Source organism: Bifidobacterium pullorum subsp. gallinarum (assembly GCF_000741215.1).
GTDB lineage: Bacteria > Actinomycetota > Actinomycetes > Actinomycetales > Bifidobacteriaceae > Bifidobacterium > Bifidobacterium pullorum_B.
Genome location: NZ_JGYX01000003.1, coordinates 189804 through 210498, shown reverse-complemented (window position 1 = coordinate 210498; position 20695 = coordinate 189804). Strand labels below are relative to the sequence as shown.

Here is a 20695-nt window from a genome sequence, read left to right as displayed (position 1 = left end):
TAGCTCCTGGAAACGGGTGGTAATGCCGGATGCTCCAGATGACCGCATGGGATTCTGGGAAAGCTTTTGCGGCATGGGATGGGGTCGCGTCCTATCAGCTTGTTGGTGGGGTGATGGCCCACCAAGGCTTCGACGGGTAGCCGGCCTGAGAGGGCGACCGGCCACATTGGGACTGAGATACGGCCCAGACTCCTACGGGAGGCAGCAGTGGGGAATATTGCGCAATGGGCGAAAGCCTGACGCAGCGACGCCGCGTGCGGGATGGAGGCCTTCGGGTTGTAAACCGCTTTTATCGGGGAGCAAGCGAGAGTGAGTGTACCCGTTGAATAAGCACCGGCTAACTACGTGCCAGCAGCCGCGGTAATACGTAGGGTGCAAGCGTTATCCGGATTTATTGGGCGTAAAGGGCTCGTAGGCGGTTCGTCGCGTCTGGTGTGAAAGTCCATCGCTTAACGGTGGATCTGCGCCGGGTACGGGCGGGCTGGAGTGCGGCATGGGAGACTGGAATTCCCGGTGTAACGGTGGAATGTGTAGATATCGGGAAGAACACCAATGGCGAAGGCAGGTCTCTGGGCCGTTACTGACGCTGAGGAGCGAAAGCGTGGGGAGCGAACAGGATTAGATACCCTGGTAGTCCACGCCGTAAACGGTGGATGCTGGATGTGGGGCCCTTTCCACGGGTTCCGTGTCGGAGCTAACGCGTTAAGCATCCCGCCTGGGGAGTACGGCCGCAAGGCTAAAACTCAAAGAAATTGACGGGGGCCCGCACAAGCGGCGGAGCATGCGGATTAATTCGATGCAACGCGAAGAACCTTACCTGGGCTTGACATGTTCCCGACGACGGCAGAGATGTCGTTTCCCTTCGGGGCGGGTTCACAGGTGGTGCATGGTCGTCGTCAGCTCGTGTCGTGAGATGTTGGGTTAAGTCCCGCAACGAGCGCAACCCTCGCCCCGTGTTGCCAGCGCGTCATGGCGGGAACTCACGGGGGACCGCCGGGGTTAACCCGGAGGAAGGCGGGGATGACGTCAGATCATCATGCCCCTTACGTCCAGGGCTTCACGCATGCTACAATGGCCGGTACAACGGGATGCGACATGGCGACATGGAGCGGATCCCTGAAAACCGGTCTCAGTTCGGATCGCAGTCTGCAACTCGACTGCGTGAAGGCGGAGTCGCTAGTAATCGCGAATCAGCAACGTCGCGGTGAATGCGTTCCCGGGCCTTGTACACACCGCCCGTCAAGTCATGAAAGTGGGCAGCACCCGAAGCCGGTGGCCTAACCCTTGTGGGGGGAGCCGTCTAAGGTGAGGCTCGTGATTGGGACTAAGTCGTAACAAGGTAGCCGTACCGGAAGGTGCGGCTGGATCACCTCCTTTCTACGGAGATTCAGGGCGCGGTTCGCGCCCGGTGTCGCCCCCCGGCCGGATGGTCCGGCGTCGGTGGGGCTGCTGGTGTGGAAGAGATCGGTGGCTCGTTGTGGTATGGGCATGCTTTTGGGTTCCCGGACCGCCACCGGGCCTTCGGGTCTGGCGCGGTTCGCCATACCGGGTCCCGTCCGTCCCCCTGGTGGGGTTCGCGGGTTCGGGTTCCGGTCGTGGTGGTGGTTTGAGAACTGGAGAGTGGACGCGAGCAAGAAAGATTCTTTTCTTGTTTACTGTTTTTTCGGACGAACTTCTTCTTGTAGAGGTTTTGTTCTTTGTTCTGATCGTTTTGTGATCATTAGTGCGAAGATCTGTTGTCCGGTGTTTGCTGGCTTTGTCGCGGGCGGCCGTGTGGTTGCCCGTGAAGGGCGTATGGTGGATGCCTTGGCAGACAGTACCGATGAAGGACGTGTGAGGCTGCGATAAGCCTCGGGGAGCCGCCAGCAGGGCTTTGATCCGAGGATTTCCGAATGGGGGAACCCGCCGGCCGTCATGGGCCGGCACCGCCTTGGGCGGGGGGTACGCAGGGAAGTGAAACATCTCAGTACCTGCAGGAAAGGATACTCCGTGAGTAGTGGCGAGCGAAAGCGGATGAGGCCAAACCGTGTGCGTGTGATACCCGTCGGGGGTTGCGCATGCGGTGTTGCGGGATCGCGCGTCCGGGCCCCGACGGGCCCGGCGGGAGTGATAAAACGGCGTTCGAGGCGAACGGGATTGAATTCCCGGCCGCAGAGGGTGATGGCCCCGTAGCCGAACGTGCGTCGTCTCCCGGTCGCGTCTCCCAAGTAGCACGGGCCCCGTGGAATCCCGTGCGAATCTGCCCGGACCGTCGGGTAAGCCTAAGTATATCTGTCTGACCGATAGCGTACTAGTACCGTGAGGGAAAGGTGAAAAGCACCCCGGGAGGGGAGTGAAACAGTTCCTGAAACCGTGCGCCTACAATCCGTCGGAGCCTCCTTGGGGGGTGACGGCGTGCCTATCGAAAAATGAGTCTGCGAGTCAGTGGTGCGTGGCGAGCGTAAGCCGTGTGGTGTACGCGTAGCGAAGGCGAGTCTTAAAAGGCGTTTGAGTCGCGCGCCCTGGACCCGAAGCGGGATGATCTAGCCCTGGGCAGGTTGAAGCGCGGGTAAGACCGCGTGGAGGACCGAACCCACCTGGGTTGAAAACCGGGGGGATGACCTGGGGCTAGGGGTGAAAGGCCAATCAAATTCCGTGATAGCTGGTTCTCTCCGAAATGCATTTAGGTGCAGCGTCGGGTGAGTGCGTCCGGGGGGTAGAGCTACCGGATGCTTGCGGGCCCATATCGGGTACCAATAGCAGCCGAACTCCGAATACCCGTGGCGTGTATCCCGGCAGTGAGTCGGCGGGGGATAAGCTCCGTCGTCGAAAGGGAAACAGCCCAGACCGTCGTCTAAGGTCCCCAAGCGCGTGCTAAGTGGGAAAGGATGTGGAGTCGCATAGACAGCCAGGAGGTTGGCTTAGAAGCAGCCACCCTTGAAAGAGTGCGTAACAGCTCACTGGTCTAGTGGTTCCGCGCCGACAATGTAGCGGGGCTCAAGCACGCCACCGAAGACGCGGCAGCAGCTTTGCTGCTGGGTAGGAGAGCGTCCCCTGCGGGGCGAAGCGGCGGAGGAATCCTGCCGTGGACCGTTGGGGAGTGAGAATGCAGACATGAGTAGCGAGAGGCGGGTGAAGATCCCGCCCGCTGGATGACCAAGGGTTCCAGGGCCACGTTCATCGTCCCTGGGTGAGTCGGGTCCTAAGGCGAGGCCGACAGGCGTAGTCGAATGGATGAACGGGTCGATATTCCCGTACCGGCTTTCAGCCGCCAAAACCGAAAGGGTGAGCACTAACCTCCGCGTCGTCGTCTCCCCGGCCTTCGGGCCTGGGTCGCGGCGTCGTGTTGGGACCGTAGCCCCGGTAGGTCAGCGCAGGAGTGACGCAGAAGGGTAGCCGGCCGCGGAGGTGGTTTTCCGTGGCCAAGCACGCAGCCCGTCCCCCAGGCAAATCCGGGGGGCATGAGGGCGAGGTGCGATGGTGGGGCCCGTATGGGCCGAATCCGGTGATCCCGGCTGCCGAGAAAAGCTTCGGCGTCAGGCTGTCAGCCGCCCGTACCCCAAACCGACACTGGTGGTCAGGTAGAGAATACCAAAGCGATCGAGCGAATCCTGGTCAAGGAACTCGGCAAATTACTCCCGTGCCTTCGGTATAAGGGAGACCCCTGCGGGTGAACCAGCTAGCCTGGGGAGCGTGCGGGGGTGGCACAGACCAGGGGGTAGCGACTGTTTACCAAAAACACAGGAGCGTGCGAAGACGTAAGTCGCTGTATACGCTCTGACGCCTGCCCGGTGCCGGAAGGTTAAGAGGATCCGTCATCCCTTCGGGGGGCAGCGGTGAATTCAAGCCCCGGTAAACGGCGGTGGTAACTATAACCATCCTAAGGTAGCGAAATTCCTTGTCGGGTAAGTTCCGACCTGCACGAATGGCGTAACGACTTCCCCACTGTCTCGACCAGGAGCTCGGCGAAATTGCAGTACGAGTAAAGATGCTCGTTAAGCGCAGAAGGACGAAAAGACCCCGGGACCTTTACTATACCTTGGTATTGGCATTAGGCGCGGATTGTGTAGCATAGGCGGGAGGCTTCGAAGCGGGTGCGCCAGCATCCGTGGAGCCGCAGGTGAAATACCGCTCTGTTCTCGTTTGATGTCTAACCTCGACAAGTCATCCTTGTCAGGGACAGTGCCTGGCGGGTAGTTTAACTGGGGCGGTTGCCTCCCAAAGAGTAACGGAGGCGCTCAAAGGTCCGCTCAGCCCGGTTGGCAATCGGGTGTCGAGTGCAATCGCACAAGCGGGCTTGACTGCGAGACCGACGGGTCGAGCAGGGACGAAAGTCGGAGATAGTGATCCGGTGCCGGCGTACGGACGCGGCATCGCTCAACGGATAAAAGGTACCCCGGGGATAACAGGCTGATCATTCCCAAGAGTCCATATCGACGGGATGGTTTGGCACCTCGATGTCGGCTCGTCGCATCCTGGGGCTGGAGCAGGTCCCAAGGGTTCGGCTGTTCGCCGATTAAAGCGGCACGCGAGCTGGGTTCAGAACGTCGTGAGACAGTTTGGTCTCTATCCTCTGCGCTCGTCGGAACCTTGAGGAGGCCTGCCCATAGTACGAGAGGACCTGGGTGGACGAACCTCTGGTATGCCAGTCGTCACGCCAGTGGCGCGGCTGGTTGGCTACGTTCGGAAGGGATAACCGCTGAAAGCATCTAAGCGGGAAGCCTGCTCCAAGATAAGGGTTCCATGGATCCTCGGATCCTGCAGTCCCCATGCAGAACACGTGGTTGATAGGCCGGACGTGGAAGCCCCGCGAGGGGTGGAGCTGACCGGTACTAACGGACGAGGGGCAATCTACTGCGCGTCTTCCGCGACGGCCGCTTCCCCGGACGACAGGGAGCACGGTCACAAGACACGGAACAACGAAACATCGCGTCCATCCTCCGGTTCCCGGACCGCCACCCGGGACCATCCCCCACCCGAGCGGTGGGAAGAAGAATTGAAGATTTGCGGCGGCCATGGCCCAGGTGAGACGCCCGGACCCCATTCCGAACCCGGAAGCTAAGGCCTGGCACGGCGATGGTACTGCACCCGAGAGGATGTGGGAGAGTAGCACGCCGCCGCATTCACCGTCACAAGGACCCCCGGTCGAGCACCACGCTCCCGGGGGCCCTTCGCATACCCACGAAACACGCCAGAAGCACGCCCCAGGGTTAGGAAAGAAATGCGGGTCTTACCGGGCGTGTCATGACCGTCCGGCTCAGCCGCTTCTGATGCCGAAGCCGCCTTCGTGGGCGTCGACGCCGACCCCGAACCGGCCCCGGCCCGCACCACACGACAACACAAAACGCAAGGTCACCATAGCTCTTCCACGGGATCGGTCTGGTCCACGCTGATCCATCCGTTGCTGACGCGGCACATTTGGGATTCGGAGGTGTCCTCAGGAAACGAAAACGGCCATTCATCCGAGTCCGCCGTTCCGTTCTGATATCGTTCGTATTCTCGGCGAAGTCGATCATGCATTGCCGATAATCGCTTAACGCCTGTTCATAATCCGATTGCGAGACTTCACCGGTCTCGACCACCCGTTCCACGGCCTCCCGCTGACGATCATCCATCGAACCTGCGAATTTGTCAGCCAATTGCTCAGCATAGTCTGACACGGACGGTGCCAGGCGCGCGCCGGAATCGGATGTCTCCGGCGTCACTTCCGAATCGGAGCAACTGGAGACACCGATCATCAGCGCTATGGCGGCACACGCAGCAACGACGACTCCAAACAGCCGCTTTATCATGACATACACCGCTACTGCACTGTGTACAGGCCAGCATCGTCATCAACATTCCACTCCTGGCCATGGATGTCAACGCTATACCACTGATTCTGATGAGCGCTGATCACGCTTTTGACCGTTCCGTCCTGCTTCGCGTACACGTATACACGGTCATACGTGGCTGTACCCATGAGTGCAACACCTCCAGCTGGAACCTAGACACTTCCAACCCTAGGCAGGTGTTGCACTTCTATCTAGAACCCGCGGACGATACTGTGCGGACTACGGTTCGACTATGCTAGGTACGGAACATTCTCGCGTATAAGGAGCAACGATGAGCGAATCGCGTACGGCGTGGGGCTGGGGTCTGGCCAGCGTGGATGAGGCCGGCAACACCCTGGACGTGTGGTATCCGAAGCTGACCGTCGGCGAGGCGCCGGCCGAGGGCAGCCGCCCGAACCATAACTTCGACATGATGGCGCATATGGAGGCCGACGCCCGCGGCGTGCGCCGCCTGCCCGTGTTCACCGTCAGCCAACTGGACGAGCCGATCGCGGATGCGGCCGACGCCTACCTGCGCCTGCACCTGATGAGCATGCGCCTGGCCAAGCCGAACACGCTGAACCTGGACGGCATCTTCGGCAAGCTCGCCACGGTGGTGTGGACCAACTACGGTCCGTTCGCCACCGAGACCTTCGCGCTGCGCAAGATGGACGTGGAAACCGAACGCATGCGCACCACGCCGGGCATGCCGCACGCCGGCGTGACCGTGATCTCGCTGGACAAGATTCCGCGCATGCTCGACTACGTGATCCCCTCCGGCGTGCGCGTGGCCGACGGCGGCCGCGCCCGCCTGGGCGCCTATCTGAGCGAGGGCACCACCGTCATGCATGCGGGCTTCGTGAACTTCAACGCGGGCACCCTCGGCACCTCGATGGTCGAGGGCCGCATCTCGCAGGGCGTGGTGGTCGGCAACGGCTCCGACATCGGCGGCGGCGCCTCGATCATGGGCACGCTGTCCGGCGGCGGCAAGCACCGCGTCTCGATCGGCGAGCACAGCCTGTTGGGCGCGAACGCCGGCATCGGCATCTCGCTGGGAGACAATTGCGTGGTGGAGGCCGGCCTGTACGTGACGGCCGGCACCAAGATCACCGTGGTGGACAAGGCCAAGCAGGCCGCCGGCGAACCGCTGGACGTGGTCAAGGGCGCCGAGCTGAGCGGCAAGGACAACATCCTGTTCATCCGCAACTCGCTGACCGGCGCCATCGAGGCCCGGTACCGCAAGACCGGCATCGAGCTGAACAGCGAGCTGCACCAGCACAACTGAGCGCCATCGCGTCCACATCGGCCCTTTCCATAATGCGGGAAGGGCCGTTCTGCGCTGCGAGAACAACGACCCAGGACAAGGGGTCGGAGTACCATGGCGGGGACATCCCGAAGGTCGGCGGGCAGTGGTTTCCAAGGATTTTCACAATAAGAACTGTATGGTGGTGAACGATGGCAGAATTTGATTTTTCCCAGGCGATCGGCGAGGCGCGAGCCAAATACGAGTCGATCGCGAAGGCATTGGACGTGGATCGTCTCAAGGCGCAGATCCAGGATCTTGAGGTGCAGGCGTCCGCCCCGGGTCTGTGGGACGACCCGGAGAACGCGCAGAAGGTGACCAGCCGTCTGTCCGCGGCGCAGTCGCAGCTCAAGCGTCTGGACTCCGCCAACCAGCGTATCGACGACGTGGAGACGCTGGTCGAACTCGGTCGCGAGGAGGACGACGCCGATACGCTGGCCGAGGCGCAGTCCGAGATCGGCAGCATCCGGCAGGACCTGGACGACATGGAGATCCAGACGCTGCTGGACGGCGAGTACGACGAACGCTCCGCCGTGGTGACGATCCGCTCCGGCGCGGGCGGCGTGGACGCGGCCGACTTCGCGCAGATGCTGCTGCGCATGTACCTGCGCTGGGCCGAACGCAACGGGTTCAAGGCCAAGATGATGGACACCTCGTACGCCGAGGAGGCGGGCATCAAGTCCGCCACGTTCCAGGTGGACGCGCCGTACGCCTACGGGCGCCTGTCCGTGGAGGGCGGCACGCACCGTCTGGTGCGCATCTCCCCGTTCGACAACCAGGGCCGCCGCCAGACCAGCTTCGCCGCGGTGGAGGTAGTGCCGCTCGTCGAGGCCACCGATCACATCGACATCCCGGATACCGACATCCGCGTGGATACGTACTGCTCATCCGGCCCCGGCGGCCAGGGTGTGAACACCACGTACTCGGCCGTGCGCATCACCCACCTGCCCACCGGCATCGTGGTCACCATGCAGGACGAGCGCTCGCAGATCCAGAACCGCGCCGCCGCCATGGCCGTGCTCCAGTCCCGACTGCTGGTGCTGCGCCATGAGGAGGAGGCCAAGAAGAAGAAGGAGCTCGCCGGCGACATCAAGGCCAGCTGGGGCGACCAGATGCGTTCCTACGTGCTGCACCCGTATCAGATGGTCAAGGATCTGCGCACCGGGTATGAGACCTCGCAGACCCAGGCCGTGTTCGACGGCGACATCAACGCGTTCATCGAGGCCGGCATCCGCTGGCGCCATGAGCAGCGCCGCGCCGCCGCGGAGGAAGCCGAAGCATAATCGCGTACGACAATCGCGTACAACAGTAAGGATTGGACATGGCGCTCATCTCGCTTGATCACGTCAGCAAGGTCTACCCCAGGGGCACGCGTCCCGCGCTCGACGATGTCACACTGCATGTGGAACGCGGCGACTTCGTGTTCCTGGTGGGCGCGTCGGGCTCGGGCAAGACCACGCTGCTGAGCCTGCTCCTGCGCGAGGAGGAGGCGACGGACGGCGAGATCCGCGTGGCCGGCAACGACCTGCGCCGTCTGACCAACCGTCAGGTGCCGCAGTACCGGCGGTCGATCGGCTTCGTATTCCAGGACTACAAGCTGCTCAACAACAAGACGGTCTGGCAGAACGTGGCCTTCGCGCTGGAGGTGATCGGCACCAGCCGCTCCACGATCCGCGCCCTGGTGCCGAAGGTGCTGGAGACGGTCGGTCTGACCGGCAAGGAACGCAACTACCCGCACGAGCTGTCCGGCGGCGAGCAGCAGCGTGTGGCCATCGCCCGCGCCTACGTGAACCATCCGCAGATCCTGCTGGCCGACGAGCCCACCGGCAACCTCGACCCGACCACGTCGCTGGGCATCATGGAGGTGCTGGACGCCATCAACCGCACCGGCACCACCATCGTGATGGCCACGCACAACGAGGAGATCGTCAACTCGATGCGCAAGCGCGTCGTCGAGCTGCACAACGGCAAGATCGTCCGCGACGAGGCTCAGGGATCCTATGATTCCGCGTTGTATTTCCCGGATGCCGAGGTCGAGTCGAAGGCTCAGCTGTCGATCGAGTCGAATGATGCGGATGCGCGGTTCCGTCCGGACGGCGATGCCGCCTCGGCCGACGCGACCGTCGCCATTGAGGTGACCGGCGATCGCCGTGAGACCGCGGCCCAGGTTATCGACGCCGTATCCCAGGCGGTATCCGCGGGCGCGGGCGACGAGGGGATTGCCCGATTGGCGCAGTCCGTGCATTCCGGGAGGACCGGACGGTACGGCGAGGCCTTCGCGCCGGTGGAGAACACGCTGACCTGGGGCCGTGGGCTGAGCCTGGAGGAATACGCCGGCGAGGAACGGCAGAGCGAGCCGGGCGACGCGGCCGAAACGGACGATGCCCAGCCTGCGGAACAGGGCGAAGTCCAGTCCGAGGAACGGCAGACGCCGGGGCACGCCGATGAATCGACGGCCGCCCCGGTTCCTCCGGCACCGGCAGCGGAACCGCCGATGCCGCCCACGCCGCCGATGCCGCCCACGCAACCCGACCGGTCGAGTGAAGAGGATTCCACGGGGGAGGAGAACCGATGAGAGCGCGTTTCATTCTGTCCGAGACTTGGACCAGCCTGCGGCGCAATGTGTCAATGATCCTGTCCGTCATGCTGGTCACGTTCATCTCGTTCCTGTTCATCGGCGCCTCGGTGCTGCTGCAGGCGCAGATCACCCGGGCCAAGGGCGACTGGTACAACCAGGTCGAGGTGGTGGTCTGGCTGTGCCCGGACGGCACCAGCCAGGCGGCCTCCTGCGCGGCGGGCGTGGCGCCGACGGATACCGAGATCGTGCAGCTGCAGGATCTGATCCGGCAGGAGCTGGGCGACGACGTCTCGCAGATCACGTATGTCAGCCGCGAGGATTTCTACAATGACACGTTCCTGCAGCAGTATCCGGACGGCACCTACCAGGGGCGCACGCTGACCGCCGCCGATATGCAGGATTCGCTGCGGCTCAAACTGACGGACCCGACGAAGTATCAGGTCGTCTCCGAGGTGCTGAGCGGACGCACCGGCGTGGAGGAGGTTGTGGACCAGCGGCAGATCTTCGACCCGATCTTCGCCGTGCTCAACCGCGCCACGGTGGTCACCGTGGTGCTGGCCGCGGTGATGGTGGTGGTCGCCATCCTGCTGACCGGCACCACGATCCGGCTGAGCGCCGCCTCCCGGAAGAACGAGACCGAGATCATGCGTCTGGTGGGCGCTTCGAATTGGACGATCCGGCTGCCGTTCGTGTTGGAGGGCGTGGTGGCCTCGTTCCTGGGGTCCATGCTGGCCTGCGGCGCATTGAACGCGCTGGTGAAGGTGTTCATCACCGATTGGCTTGCGCAGAACGTGCAGTGGATGCCGTTCATCACGCAGCGGACCGTGTGGCTGACCGCGCCGGTGCTGGTGGTGGGTGCCATGGCGCTGTCCGTGGTGGCTTCGACGATCTCGCTGCGTCGGTACCTGAAGGCCTGATCGGCGCTGGTGTTTTCAGGACGATTGATTACAATGGCTGCACTACGGACACGTCGCAGCGGAAAGGTGGGCTGATGAGGGCGATGGGGCGAGCCAAGGTCGCAACGGGGATGGTTGCCTGCATGGCGATGCTGGTCTGTACCGCAGTGGCGAACCTGACATGGGCGCCGACGGCCGAGGCCGTTCCCAGTATGAACGAGTATTATCAGGCGGTCGCCGATCATGCGGATCTCAAGGCGCAGCTGGCGGGTGTGAACGAGGACCTGGCCAACACGATCCTGCAACTGAACGACTTGACGGAGAACCAGATTCCTGCGGCGGTGGAGGCTGCCGATCAGGCGCAGCAGGCCGCCGACCAGGCCCAGAGTCTGGCGGATGCCACGGCGGAGCGTTTGGAGGCGGCTCGTCAGGACCGCGAGAATCTGGAGGAGAAGATCGCGCAGACCGGCGAGGATTACGACGACGCCAAGGACGCGGTGGCCCAGTTGGCACGCGAGAGCTTCCACGGTTCAACGGCATCCGATCTGATGAGCGTGGTGACGAATTCCACCACCACGGACGAATTCGTGGGTCGCATGCAGTCGCAGGCGGCCGTGGCCCGTTCCGAGGCGAACGCGGCGGCCGACGCCGCCGGTGAACTGGGCGTGTCCATGAACCGCAAGGAACGGCTTGCCGCCATCGAGGACGAGATCGCCCAGCTGAAGACGCAGGCCGATCAGCAGGCCGCTTCGGCGGCCAAGGCGGCTGCGGAGGCGCAGGACCGGCAGGATGACCTGCAGGCGTTGCGCGAACAGGGCGAGGCGGCCCGGCAGAAACTGGAATCGCAGTCCGACCAGCTCACCACGCAGGAGGCCCGCGAGGCCGCCGACATCGTGGCCATGAAATCTGAGATCGATTCGTGGGCCGCCCAGCAGACGCCGCAGGCCCCCGACCCGAATGCGGGCGGTCAGCAGCAGGTCGGCGGCAATACCGGTGGCGGCTCTGGCGGTGGTTCGACCGGCGGCGGCTCCACCGGCGGCGGTACGGCCAGCGGCATGAACTACGCGGTCCCGGGCAGCTGCCCGGCGGGGTCCGGCTACTGCTACGGGCATTCGACCGGCAACACGGTGGGAGGTTCCGCCTATCCGGCCCGCCAGTGCACGCTGTGGGCGTACCTGCGCCGCTCCGAACTCGGCCTGCCGGTCGGATCGTATATGGGCAATGGCGAGCAGTGGGACAACACCGCCCGCAGCCTGGGCTACCTGGTGAACAACACGCCGCATTACGGCGCGGTCATGGTCTTCGAACGCGGCCAGTACGTCAACGGCTGGTACGCGGACCCCTATTACGGCCATGTGGCGGTCGTCGAGCGCGTGAACGCAGATGGTTCCGTGCTCATCTCGGAGGGCGGCACCGGCTTCGCCACCTTCCCCGCGTGGGAGACCGTCTACAACGCCTCCAACTACACGTATATCCATTACTGACAGTACCGACGAAAGGATCGTCCCAGTGTCCAAGCAACAGCAGGGGACATCATTGATCGTGCAGAATCGCAGGGCGAGGCACGACTATGCCATCGAGGACCGGTATGAGGCCGGCATCGTGCTCTCCGGCACCGAGGTCAAGTCCTTGAGGGAGGGGCGGGCCTCGCTGGCTGAGTCGTTCGTGTCCATCGACCGCCGTGGGGAGATCTGGCTGGAGGGGGCGAACATCCCCGAATACCTCAACGGCACGTGGAACAATCACGCGCCCAAGCGTAAGCGTAAGCTGCTGCTGCACGCCGCGCAGATCGCCAAACTGAGCCGTGGCATCGAGGCCAAGGGGTACACCATCGTGCCGCTGAGCCTGTATTTCAAGGACGGCCGTGTGAAGGCCGAGATCGCGCTGGCCCGAGGCAAGAAGGAATACGACAAGCGTCAGGCGCTGCGCGAGGAGCAGGACAAGCGCGAGGCCCTCCGCATCATGCGCTACGCCAATATGCGGCACCGTTAATGGGCTGTCCGTAGGTGCCGCCGAGGGCAAATCCGCCCTCCTCTTTCCGTACGGTTACATATGGCACGGTACACTGGTGTGCTATGTGTGGAATCGTTGGATATGTAGGATCGTCAACAGCGTGCGGCAAACCGCTGGAAGTGTGTCTGCAGGGCCTGAAGCGTCTGGAATACCGTGGCTATGACTCCGCGGGCGTGGCGCTGGCCGCCCCGGGCATGGACCATGTGGCCGTGCGGAAGAAGGCGGGTCGTCTGGCCAATCTGGAGGCCGACCTGGCCAAGCACGCCCTGCCGGAGGCCACGGTGGGCATCGGCCACACCCGTTGGGCCACCAACGGCGCCCCGAGCGACAACAACGCCCATCCGCACCTGAGCGCGGACGGCAACATCGCCATCATCCACAACGGCATCATCGAGAACGCCAACGTGTTGAAGGGCCAGCTGCAGACTGAAGGCTACTCGTTCGCATCCAGCACGGACAGCGAGGTGGCGGCCAAGCTGCTGGGCAAGATGGCCGAGCAGGTGATCGCCGAGACCGGCAAGCCCGATCTGTTCGAGGCGCTGCGCCGCGTGGCCCGGCAGCTGACCGGCGCGTTCACGATCCTGGCGGTGGACTGCCGGCAGCCGGATGTGGTGGTCGGCGCGCGCCATGACTCCCCGCTGGTCGTCGGTCTGGGCGAAGGGGAGAACTTCCTCGGCTCGGATGTCGCGGCGTTCGTGGCCTACACCAAGGAGGCGATGGAACTGGGGCAGGACGAGGCCGTCTGCATCACCGCCGATTCGGTGACAGTGACCGATTTCGAGGGCAACGAGGTGACCGAGCCGAAGCGGTTCACGGTGGACTGGGACGCCTCCGCCGCCGAGAAGGGCGGCTGGCCGTCGTTCATGGACAAGGAGATCCATGAGGACCCCGCCGCCGTGGCGGATACCCTGCTGGGCCGTTTCGACGAGAAGGGGGATATCGTCCTCGATGAGGTGCGCATCGAACCGGATGCGTTCCGTTCCGTCGACAAGATCATCGTGGTCGCCTGCGGCACGGCCTCATACGCCGGTCTGGTGGCTAAATACGCCATCGAGCATTGGGTGCGCATCCCGGTGGAGGTCGAGCTCGCCCACGAGTTCCGCTACCGCGACCCGATCCTGACACCGCGCACGCTGGTGGTGGCCATCTCGCAGTCCGGTGAGACGATGGACACCCTGATGGCCTTGCGCCACGCGCGCGAACAGGGGTCCCGTGTGCTGGCGATCTGCAATACGCAGGGCGCCACGATTCCGCGCGAATCCGACGCGGTGCTGTACACCCACGCCGGTCCGGAGATCGCGGTGGCCTCCACCAAGGCCTTCGTGGCGCAGGTCACGGCCGCCTACCTGCTGGGCCTGTATCTGGCGCAGGTCAAGGGCACGATGTTCCGCGACGAGATCCATCAGGTGCTCGACAACCTCAAGGCCATGCCGGACAAGATCCAGTGGGTGCTGGACACCCAGCGGGAGTCGATCGAGCGTGCGGCCAAGCGCATGCTCAACGCCCATTCGTTCCTGTTCCTGGGCCGTCATGTCGGCTATCCGGTGGCCATGGAGGGCGCGTTGAAGCTCAAGGAGATCGCCTACACGTTCACCGAGGGCTTCGCCGCCGGCGAGCTCAAGCACGGACCGATCGCCCTGGTGGACGAGGGCGAGCCGGTGGTGGTGATCGTGCCGTCCGCACGCGGGCGCGACACGCTGCACAACAAGGTGATCTCCGGCATCGAGGAGGTCAAGGCCCGCGGCGCGTATACGATCGCGGTGGCCGAGGAGGGCGACCCCGACGCGGAGCGGTACGCCGACATCGTGTTCTGGCGCCCCGCCTGCCCGACGCTGCTGAGCCCCCTGGTGGATGTGGTGCCGCTGCAGCTGTTCGCGATGGATATGGCCAATCTCAAGGGGTATGACGTGGACAAGCCTCGCAACCTGGCCAAGTCGGTGACCGTCGAGTAGATGAAGCCGCATCGGTGGGTGACCGATGAGCCGGTGATCCCGTTCGAATGCAACGTGATCTACGAGGACGCCGGCATCATTGTGGTCGATAAGCCGCATTTCCTGGCCACCACGCCGCGCGGCATGTGGTACCGGCAGACGGCGCTGATCCGGTTGCGGGAGCGGTACGGCGAGCCGGGTATCACCCCGGCGCATCGTCTGGATCGGCTGACCGCCGGCGTGGTGGTTTTCGTGCGGGATCCGGCGTTGCGCCGTGCCTACCAGATGCTGTTCCAGGAGCGTCGGACCCGGAAGGTGTACGAGTGCCTGGCGCCGTGCGCGCCGGTTGTGCGCCCCGAAACCGGCACCGTCGCGCCGCTGGCGCCGCCCCGGCCGTTTCCGCTGGTGCGGCGGTCCCATATCGTCAAGGACCGGGGCCGGTTGCAGGCGTACGAAATTCCGGGGGCGGTCAACGCGGAGACCGTGATTGAACGCGGCGGTCTGGTTCGATCCGCCGGGGAACTGGTGTGTCGGTACACGTTGCGCCCCAGGACCGGCAAAACCCACCAGTTGCGCGTGCATATGGCGTCGCTGGGCTTGCCGATCGTGGGCGACGATTTGTATCCGAACATCGAGACGCGCGCCTATGACGATTTCAGCCGGCCGCTGGAATTGGTGGCGCGCAGTCTGGAGTTCGACGACCCGGTGACGGGGGAGCCGCGACGTTTCGTGTCCCGGGTGCCGTTGGGGTTGAACGGTTGACCGGTCCGGTCCGGAAGGTCAGCCGTTCAATTCCCGGACCGAGCTGCGCTCGATCAGTTCGGTGGGGATGACGGTTTTGACGCCGACGGGGACGCGTTCCCCGTCGCAGATCCTGCGCACCATCGAGTATGCCTCCCGCCCGATCTCCTCGAATTTCATGCGCATCGTGGTCAGGTTCAGACGCGGCACGATCTCGCTGAGCGAATCGTCCACGCCGATGACGCTGACATCCTCCGGCACGCGCTTGCCGGCGGCCTTGAGGCCCAGGATGGCACCGTAGGCCATCTGGTCATTGGCGGCGTAGATGGCGGTGCAATCCGCTTCATGCGCCAGCGCCAGACCCGCCTGGTAGCCGCTGTCCGCGCCCCAATCGCCTACGTAAGTGGGCGGGATGGGGACGCCGAACTGCTCCAGCGCCTCATGCCAGCCGCGGGCGCGGCTGCGAGCGGCCTGCGATGCGGACGGACCGGTGATATGGTAGACGGTTTTGTGCCCCTTGCTGAGCAGGTAGTCGACGATGGCCGTGGAACAGCCGTATTGGTCGGCGTCGATGGTGGGGCAGTGGTTGGCGGCGCTCTCGTTGACCAGCACGAAGGGCAGTTCCTTGGGCGGCTCGAAGTCGTCGAAATCGGCGATGCGCTCCTCCAGCACGACGATGACGCCGTCCACGGGCAACTGCTTCATCCGCTCCGCAATGGCCTGCAACGTGCGGACGTGGCCGTGTCCGATGGTGACCAGCGTGGTTGCGTAACCATCGTCCTCGGCGGCCTCCACGATGCCGTTCAGGATGCGGGCGTTGCCGAATGTGGTCATGTGGAAGAGCACGACGCCGATGTTCCTGAACTGCCCGTGCTTGAGCGCCCGCGCGGCGTAGTTGGGGCGATACCCGAGTCGCTCCATCGCGGCTTCGACGCGCTGCCGCGTCTCCGGACGCACGGCGTTGCTGCCGTTCGCCACGCGGGAGACGGTCTGTGGGGATACGCCTGCGGCTCGGGCCACGTCCTGCATGGACACCGATGAACGTTCCATGATTCCCCTCCACTTGACTCCATTGTTTTCGTCACCATTATAGACTACTCGTGCGGATGCGAGAACCGACACGAAGTGGACAAAGTCGCCAATGGTGATATTATGGTAACGCAAACATTTTTCGGGCCGAGGAAGTTTTCGGGATGATCCGAAGTCGTCCGCGGCATTTTCCTTCGAAGGAGAGGGTGAGGATATGACAGCGGCAAGCCCATCCGCATCGTCCGGCACGGTGCGGGTGAATAAGCATAAGCCTGATTGGCGTGGTTGGAAGTTCATGTGGCCGTTCGCGGTGGTGTTCGTGTTGGTGTTCATCATCCCGATCGTGTACGCGATCTATATCTCGTTCTTCGAGAAGCGGATGGTGGGCGGCACGGTGTTCGTCGGTGTCGACAACTACATCCGCCTGTTCGGGGACGACCAGTTCTGGGCGTCGTGCGGCAGGGTGGCTTTGTTCACGATCGTGCAGGTGCCGATCATGCTGTTCCTGTCGGCGGTGATGGCGCTGTGCATCGACTCGATGAAGCTGCACGGGGCGAAGTTCTTCCGTATCTCGACGTTCCTGCCGTACGCGGTGCCGGCGGTGGTCTCCACGATGATCTGGGGCTTCATGTACGGCGCGAAGTACGGCCTGGTCGGGTCGCTGAACGACCTGTTGGGCACGAGCCTGGACGTGTTGTCGCCTAGCGTGCTGCTGGCGTCGATCGGCAACATCGTGACGTGGGAGTTCGTGGGCTACAACATGCTGATCTTCTACAGCTCGCTGTCCACGATCCCGCACAGCCTGTACGAGGCCGCGAGCATTGATGGCGCGTCGGAGTGGCAGATCGTCAAGAGCATCAAGATCCCGGAGCTCAAGGGCTCGCTGGCGATTACGGTGATCTTCTCGATCATCGGCTCGTTCCAGCTGTTCAACGAGCCGAACATCCTGCAGAACATGGTGCCGGGCAACGCGATCACGACGTACTACACGCCGAACATGTACGCGTACAACCTGAGCTTCTCGGGTAACCAGAGCAACTACGCGGCGGCCATGGCGATCGTGATGGCCGTGATCACGATGGCGATCGCGTACGCGGTGCAGCTCAACAGCATGAAGGAGCAGATGAAATGACGAGCGCAACCAATCATCGTCTGGCCATGCAGGAGCTCAAGGCCCAGGAGAAGGCCGCCAGGAAGGCGGAGAAGGAACGGCAGAGGCGCGTGGCTCGCGACGAGGCCGCGGAGCGCAGGCGGGCCGCGAAGTCCGGGTTCGCGAACGTGGCCAACCCGCGGCGTTCGACCCTGATGACCGTGCTGTGCTCGCTGTTCGCGATCTACTGCCTGTTCCCGTTCGTGTACCTGCTGATCAACGCGACCAAGTCCCAGGCGGACTTCACCAGCACGTTCGGCCTGTGGTTCGGCGGCGAGTTCAACCTGTGGGACAACATCGTGACGGTGTTCACCTACCAGGACGGGATCTTCGGCCGCTGGTTCCTGAACACGATCCTGTACGTGGTCGTGGGCGCGGGCGGCGCGACCCTGCTGGCGATCATGGGCGGCTACGCGCTGGCCAAGTTCCGCTTCCCGGGCCGCAAGGCCGTGTTCGCGGTCATCATCGGCTCGATCAGCGTGCCGGGCACCGCGCTGGCGGTCCCGCAGTTCCTCCTGTTCGCCCAGCTGGGCCTGACGAACACGCCCTGGTCGATGATCATCCCGAGCCTGATCAGCCCGTTCGGCCTGTACCTGATGTGGATCTTCAGCGAGCAGGCCGTCCCGACGGAGCTGCTGGAGGCCGCGCGCGTGGACGGTGCGGGCGAGTTCCGCACGTTCTTCCAGGTCAGCCTGCCCCTGCTGGCGCCGGGCATCGTGACCACGAGCCTGTTCACGATCGTGGCGACGTGGAACAACTACTTCCTGCCGTTGATCATGCTCAAGGACGCGGACTGGTACCCGCTGACGATCGGTCTGAACCAGTGGAAGGACCAGGCCAACACCGCGGGCGGCACCGCGATCCAGAACCTCGTGATCACCGGCTCGCTGATCACGATCATCCCCCTGGTCATCGCGTTCCTCCTGCTGCAGAAGTACTGGCAGTCCGGCCTCGCCGCCGGCGCCGTCAAGGAATAACACCCGACGACATGACCGACCACAATGGGCGCGGGCGAACGGTCCGCGCCCATTGTGTACCGTATGGCCGTAGCCGAGAAAGGGGGCCCATGCAACGATTCCGACTGCTGCGCATCATCCAAGCGCCGCCGGATGCCGCACATGCTTCCGCAATGCAGTACAAGACCACGACCATATGAATACCGGGAGAACACATTCATCATGATGAAGAACACACATCGAGCATTCCGCTGGCCGCAGCCCCTGGAGGGGCAGCAGGCCCGCATCTGGTACGGCGGCGACTACAACCCCGACCAGTGGCCCGAGGAGGTCTGGGACGAGGACATCCGCCTGATGACCAAGGCCGGCGTCAACGTCGTGTCCGTTGCCATCTTCTCGTGGGCCAAGATCGAGCCGCAGGAAGGCGTATACGACTTCGATTGGCTGGACCGCATCATCGACAAGCTCGGCAAGGCCGGCATCGCCGTCGACCTGGCCTCCGCCACCGCATCGCCGCCGATGTGGCTCACCCAGAAGCACCCCGAGGTGCTGTGGCGCGACGAGTACGGCCACGTATGCTGGCCGGGCGCGCGCGAGCACTGGCGTCCCACCAGCCCGGTCTTCCGCGAGTACGCGCTCAACCTGTGCCGCAGAATGGCCGAGCACTACAAGGACAACCCGTATGTGGTCGCCTGGCATGTGAGCAACGAATACGGCTGCCACAACCGCTTCGACTACTCCGACGACGCGATGCACGCGTTCCAGCGCTGGTGCGAGGAGCGCTACGGCACCATCGACGCGGTCAACGAGGCGTGGGGCACGGCCTTCTGGGCGCAGCGCATGAACGACTTCTCGGAGATCATCCCGCCGCGCTTCATCGGCGAGGGCAACTTCATGAACCCGGGCAAGCTGCTGGACTTCAAGCGGTTCAGCTCGGATGCGCTCAAGGCGTTCTACATCGCCGAGCGCGACCTGCTCGCCGAGATCACCCCGGGTCGTCCGTTGACCACGAACTTCATGGTCTCGGCCCCCGGCACCGGTCTGGACTACGACGATTGGGGCTACGAGGTCGATTTCGTCTCGAACGACCATTACTTCACCCCCGGTGAGGAGCATTTCGACGAACTGGCCTACTCCGCCTCGCTGGTGGACGGCATCGCGCGCAAGAACCCGTGGTGGCTGATGGAGCATTCGACCGGCGCCGTGAACTGGCGTCCGATCAACTATCGCAAGGAGCCCGGCCAGCTGGTACGCGATTCCTTGGCGCATCTGGCCATGGGCGCGGACGCGATCTGCTACTTCCAGTGGCGGCAATCCAAGGCCGGTGCGGAGAAGTACCACACCGCTATGCTGCCGCACGCCGGCGAGGACAGCCAGGACTTCCGCGACGTGTGCGAGCTGGGTGCCGATCTGGCCACGTTGGGCAATCACGGGCTGACGGGCACGCGGCTGGCCAAGTCCCGGGTGGCCGTGGTCTTCGACTATGAGAGCCAGTGGGCCACCGAGCACACGGCCACCCCGACGCAGCAGGTCCGTCACTGGACCGAGCCGCTGGCCTGGTTCCGCGCCTTCGCCGACAACGGCGTGACCGCCGACGTGGTGCCGATCCGTGGGGATTGGGACAGCTATGAGGCGGCGGTGCTGCCGAGCGTATACCTGCTGGACGAGGCCAACTCGCAACGCGTCCGCGATTACGTGGCCAAGGGCGGCAAACTGTTCGCCACGTACTACACGGGCATCTCGGACGAGCGCGACCACATCTGGCTCGGCGGCTATCCCGGATCGATCCGTGACGTGGTCGGCGTGCGCATCGAGGAGTTCGCCCCGATGGGCGGCGACTTCCCCGGCGCGTTGGATCATCTGGATCTGGACAACGGCACCGTGGCGCATGACTTCGCCGACGTCATCACCTCCACGGCCGATACGGCCACAGTGCTGGCATCGTTCAAGTCGGAACCGTGGGTCGGCATGGACGGCTCGCCGGCGATTGTGGCCAACAGCTACGGTGATGGCTCCACCGTCTACGTCGGCTGCCGTCTGGGGCGCGAGGGCCTGGCGGCGTCGATGCCGGCGATGTGCGAGGCGATCGGCTTCGAGCTGCCGCAGTCCGACGGCCGTGTGATGCGCATCGAACGCGTATCCGAGGACGGTGCCGACCGGTTCGAATTCCTGTTCAACCGTTCGCATGATCGGGTGAGCGTGGAGACGGACGGCGAACCGCTGGTGGCTTCGCTCGGCCATGTCGAGGACGGTCGGGCCGTACTCGATCCGAATGGCGTCGTCATCGTCAGGCGCTGACGCCAACA

12 protein-coding genes and 3 rRNA genes are annotated in these 20695 nt (G+C 63.8%); 14 read left to right on the top strand and 1 reads right to left on the bottom strand.

Annotated elements, in window-relative coordinates; translation table 11 throughout:
- The 11 genes from BIGA_RS05230 to BIGA_RS05180 form a co-directional block, all read left to right on the top strand.
- Positions 1-1377: ribosomal RNA gene (locus BIGA_RS05230) — 16S ribosomal RNA — on the top strand; the annotation flags it as partial.
- Between the two features lie 397 nt (positions 1378-1774).
- Positions 1775-4834: ribosomal RNA gene (locus BIGA_RS05225) — 23S ribosomal RNA — on the top strand.
- Positions 4835-4984: 150 nt separating this feature from the next.
- A 5S ribosomal RNA gene (gene rrf / locus BIGA_RS05220) occupies positions 4985-5102 on the top strand.
- 982 nt (positions 5103-6084) lie between these two features.
- Positions 6085-7077, top strand: coding sequence for a 2,3,4,5-tetrahydropyridine-2,6-dicarboxylate N-succinyltransferase (gene dapD, locus BIGA_RS05215; RefSeq protein ID WP_033507868.1), 993 nt, complete (start codon positions 6085-6087; stop codon positions 7075-7077).
- 170 nt (positions 7078-7247) lie between these two features.
- The gene (prfB, locus tag BIGA_RS05210) at positions 7248-8378 is read left to right on the top strand and encodes a peptide chain release factor 2 (RefSeq protein WP_033507869.1); all 1131 of its coding nucleotides are present in this window, start codon (positions 7248-7250) and stop codon (positions 8376-8378) included.
- A gap of 38 nt (positions 8379-8416) precedes the next feature.
- Positions 8417-9670: a cell division ATP-binding protein FtsE gene (gene ftsE, locus BIGA_RS05205; protein ID WP_033507870.1), complete on the top strand. Its 1254-nt coding sequence runs from the start codon at positions 8417-8419 to the stop codon at positions 9668-9670.
- Positions 9667-10590, top strand: a complete 924-nt coding sequence (ftsX, locus tag BIGA_RS05200; RefSeq protein WP_033507871.1) for a permease-like cell division protein FtsX — start codon at positions 9667-9669, stop codon at positions 10588-10590. The genes ftsE and ftsX overlap by 4 nt, the downstream gene beginning before the upstream one ends.
- A gap of 122 nt (positions 10591-10712) precedes the next feature.
- Positions 10713-12053 (top strand): CHAP domain-containing protein, encoded by a 1341-nt coding sequence (locus tag BIGA_RS05195; protein ID WP_237744062.1) that lies wholly within the window; start codon positions 10713-10715, stop codon positions 12051-12053.
- Positions 12054-12078: 25 nt separating this feature from the next.
- Positions 12079-12561, top strand: a complete 483-nt coding sequence (gene smpB, locus BIGA_RS05190; RefSeq protein WP_033507873.1) for an SsrA-binding protein SmpB — start codon at positions 12079-12081, stop codon at positions 12559-12561.
- Positions 12562-12644: 83 nt separating this feature from the next.
- Positions 12645-14534, top strand: a complete 1890-nt coding sequence (glmS, locus tag BIGA_RS05185) for a glutamine--fructose-6-phosphate transaminase (isomerizing) (RefSeq protein WP_033507874.1) — start codon at positions 12645-12647, stop codon at positions 14532-14534.
- On the top strand, positions 14535-15275 hold the full coding sequence (locus BIGA_RS05180; protein WP_033507875.1) for a pseudouridine synthase: 741 nt from the start codon (positions 14535-14537) through the stop codon (positions 15273-15275). It begins immediately after the preceding gene.
- 18 nt (positions 15276-15293) lie between these two features.
- Here the strand turns inward: BIGA_RS05180 and BIGA_RS05175 are convergent, their stop codons facing one another.
- A complete protein-coding gene (locus BIGA_RS05175; RefSeq protein ID WP_081929498.1) occupies positions 15294-16283 on the bottom strand; it encodes a LacI family DNA-binding transcriptional regulator in 990 nt (329 codons plus the stop codon).
- A gap of 214 nt (positions 16284-16497) precedes the next feature.
- Here BIGA_RS05175 and BIGA_RS05170 point away from each other — a divergent pair, with 214 nt between their 5' ends.
- The 3 genes from BIGA_RS05170 to BIGA_RS05160 all read left to right on the top strand — a co-directional run bounded on the left by BIGA_RS05170 (position 16498) and on the right by BIGA_RS05160 (position 20687).
- On the top strand, positions 16498-17415 hold the full coding sequence (locus BIGA_RS05170; protein ID WP_034259759.1) for a carbohydrate ABC transporter permease: 918 nt from the start codon (positions 16498-16500) through the stop codon (positions 17413-17415).
- A complete protein-coding gene (locus BIGA_RS05165; RefSeq protein ID WP_034259757.1) occupies positions 17412-18410 on the top strand; it encodes a carbohydrate ABC transporter permease in 999 nt (332 codons plus the stop codon). The genes BIGA_RS05170 and BIGA_RS05165 overlap by 4 nt, the downstream gene beginning before the upstream one ends.
- A 204-nt stretch (positions 18411-18614) precedes the next feature.
- The gene (locus BIGA_RS05160; RefSeq protein ID WP_152595978.1) at positions 18615-20687 is read left to right on the top strand and encodes a beta-galactosidase; all 2073 of its coding nucleotides are present in this window, start codon (positions 18615-18617) and stop codon (positions 20685-20687) included.
- Positions 20688-20695 lie beyond the last annotated feature (8 nt).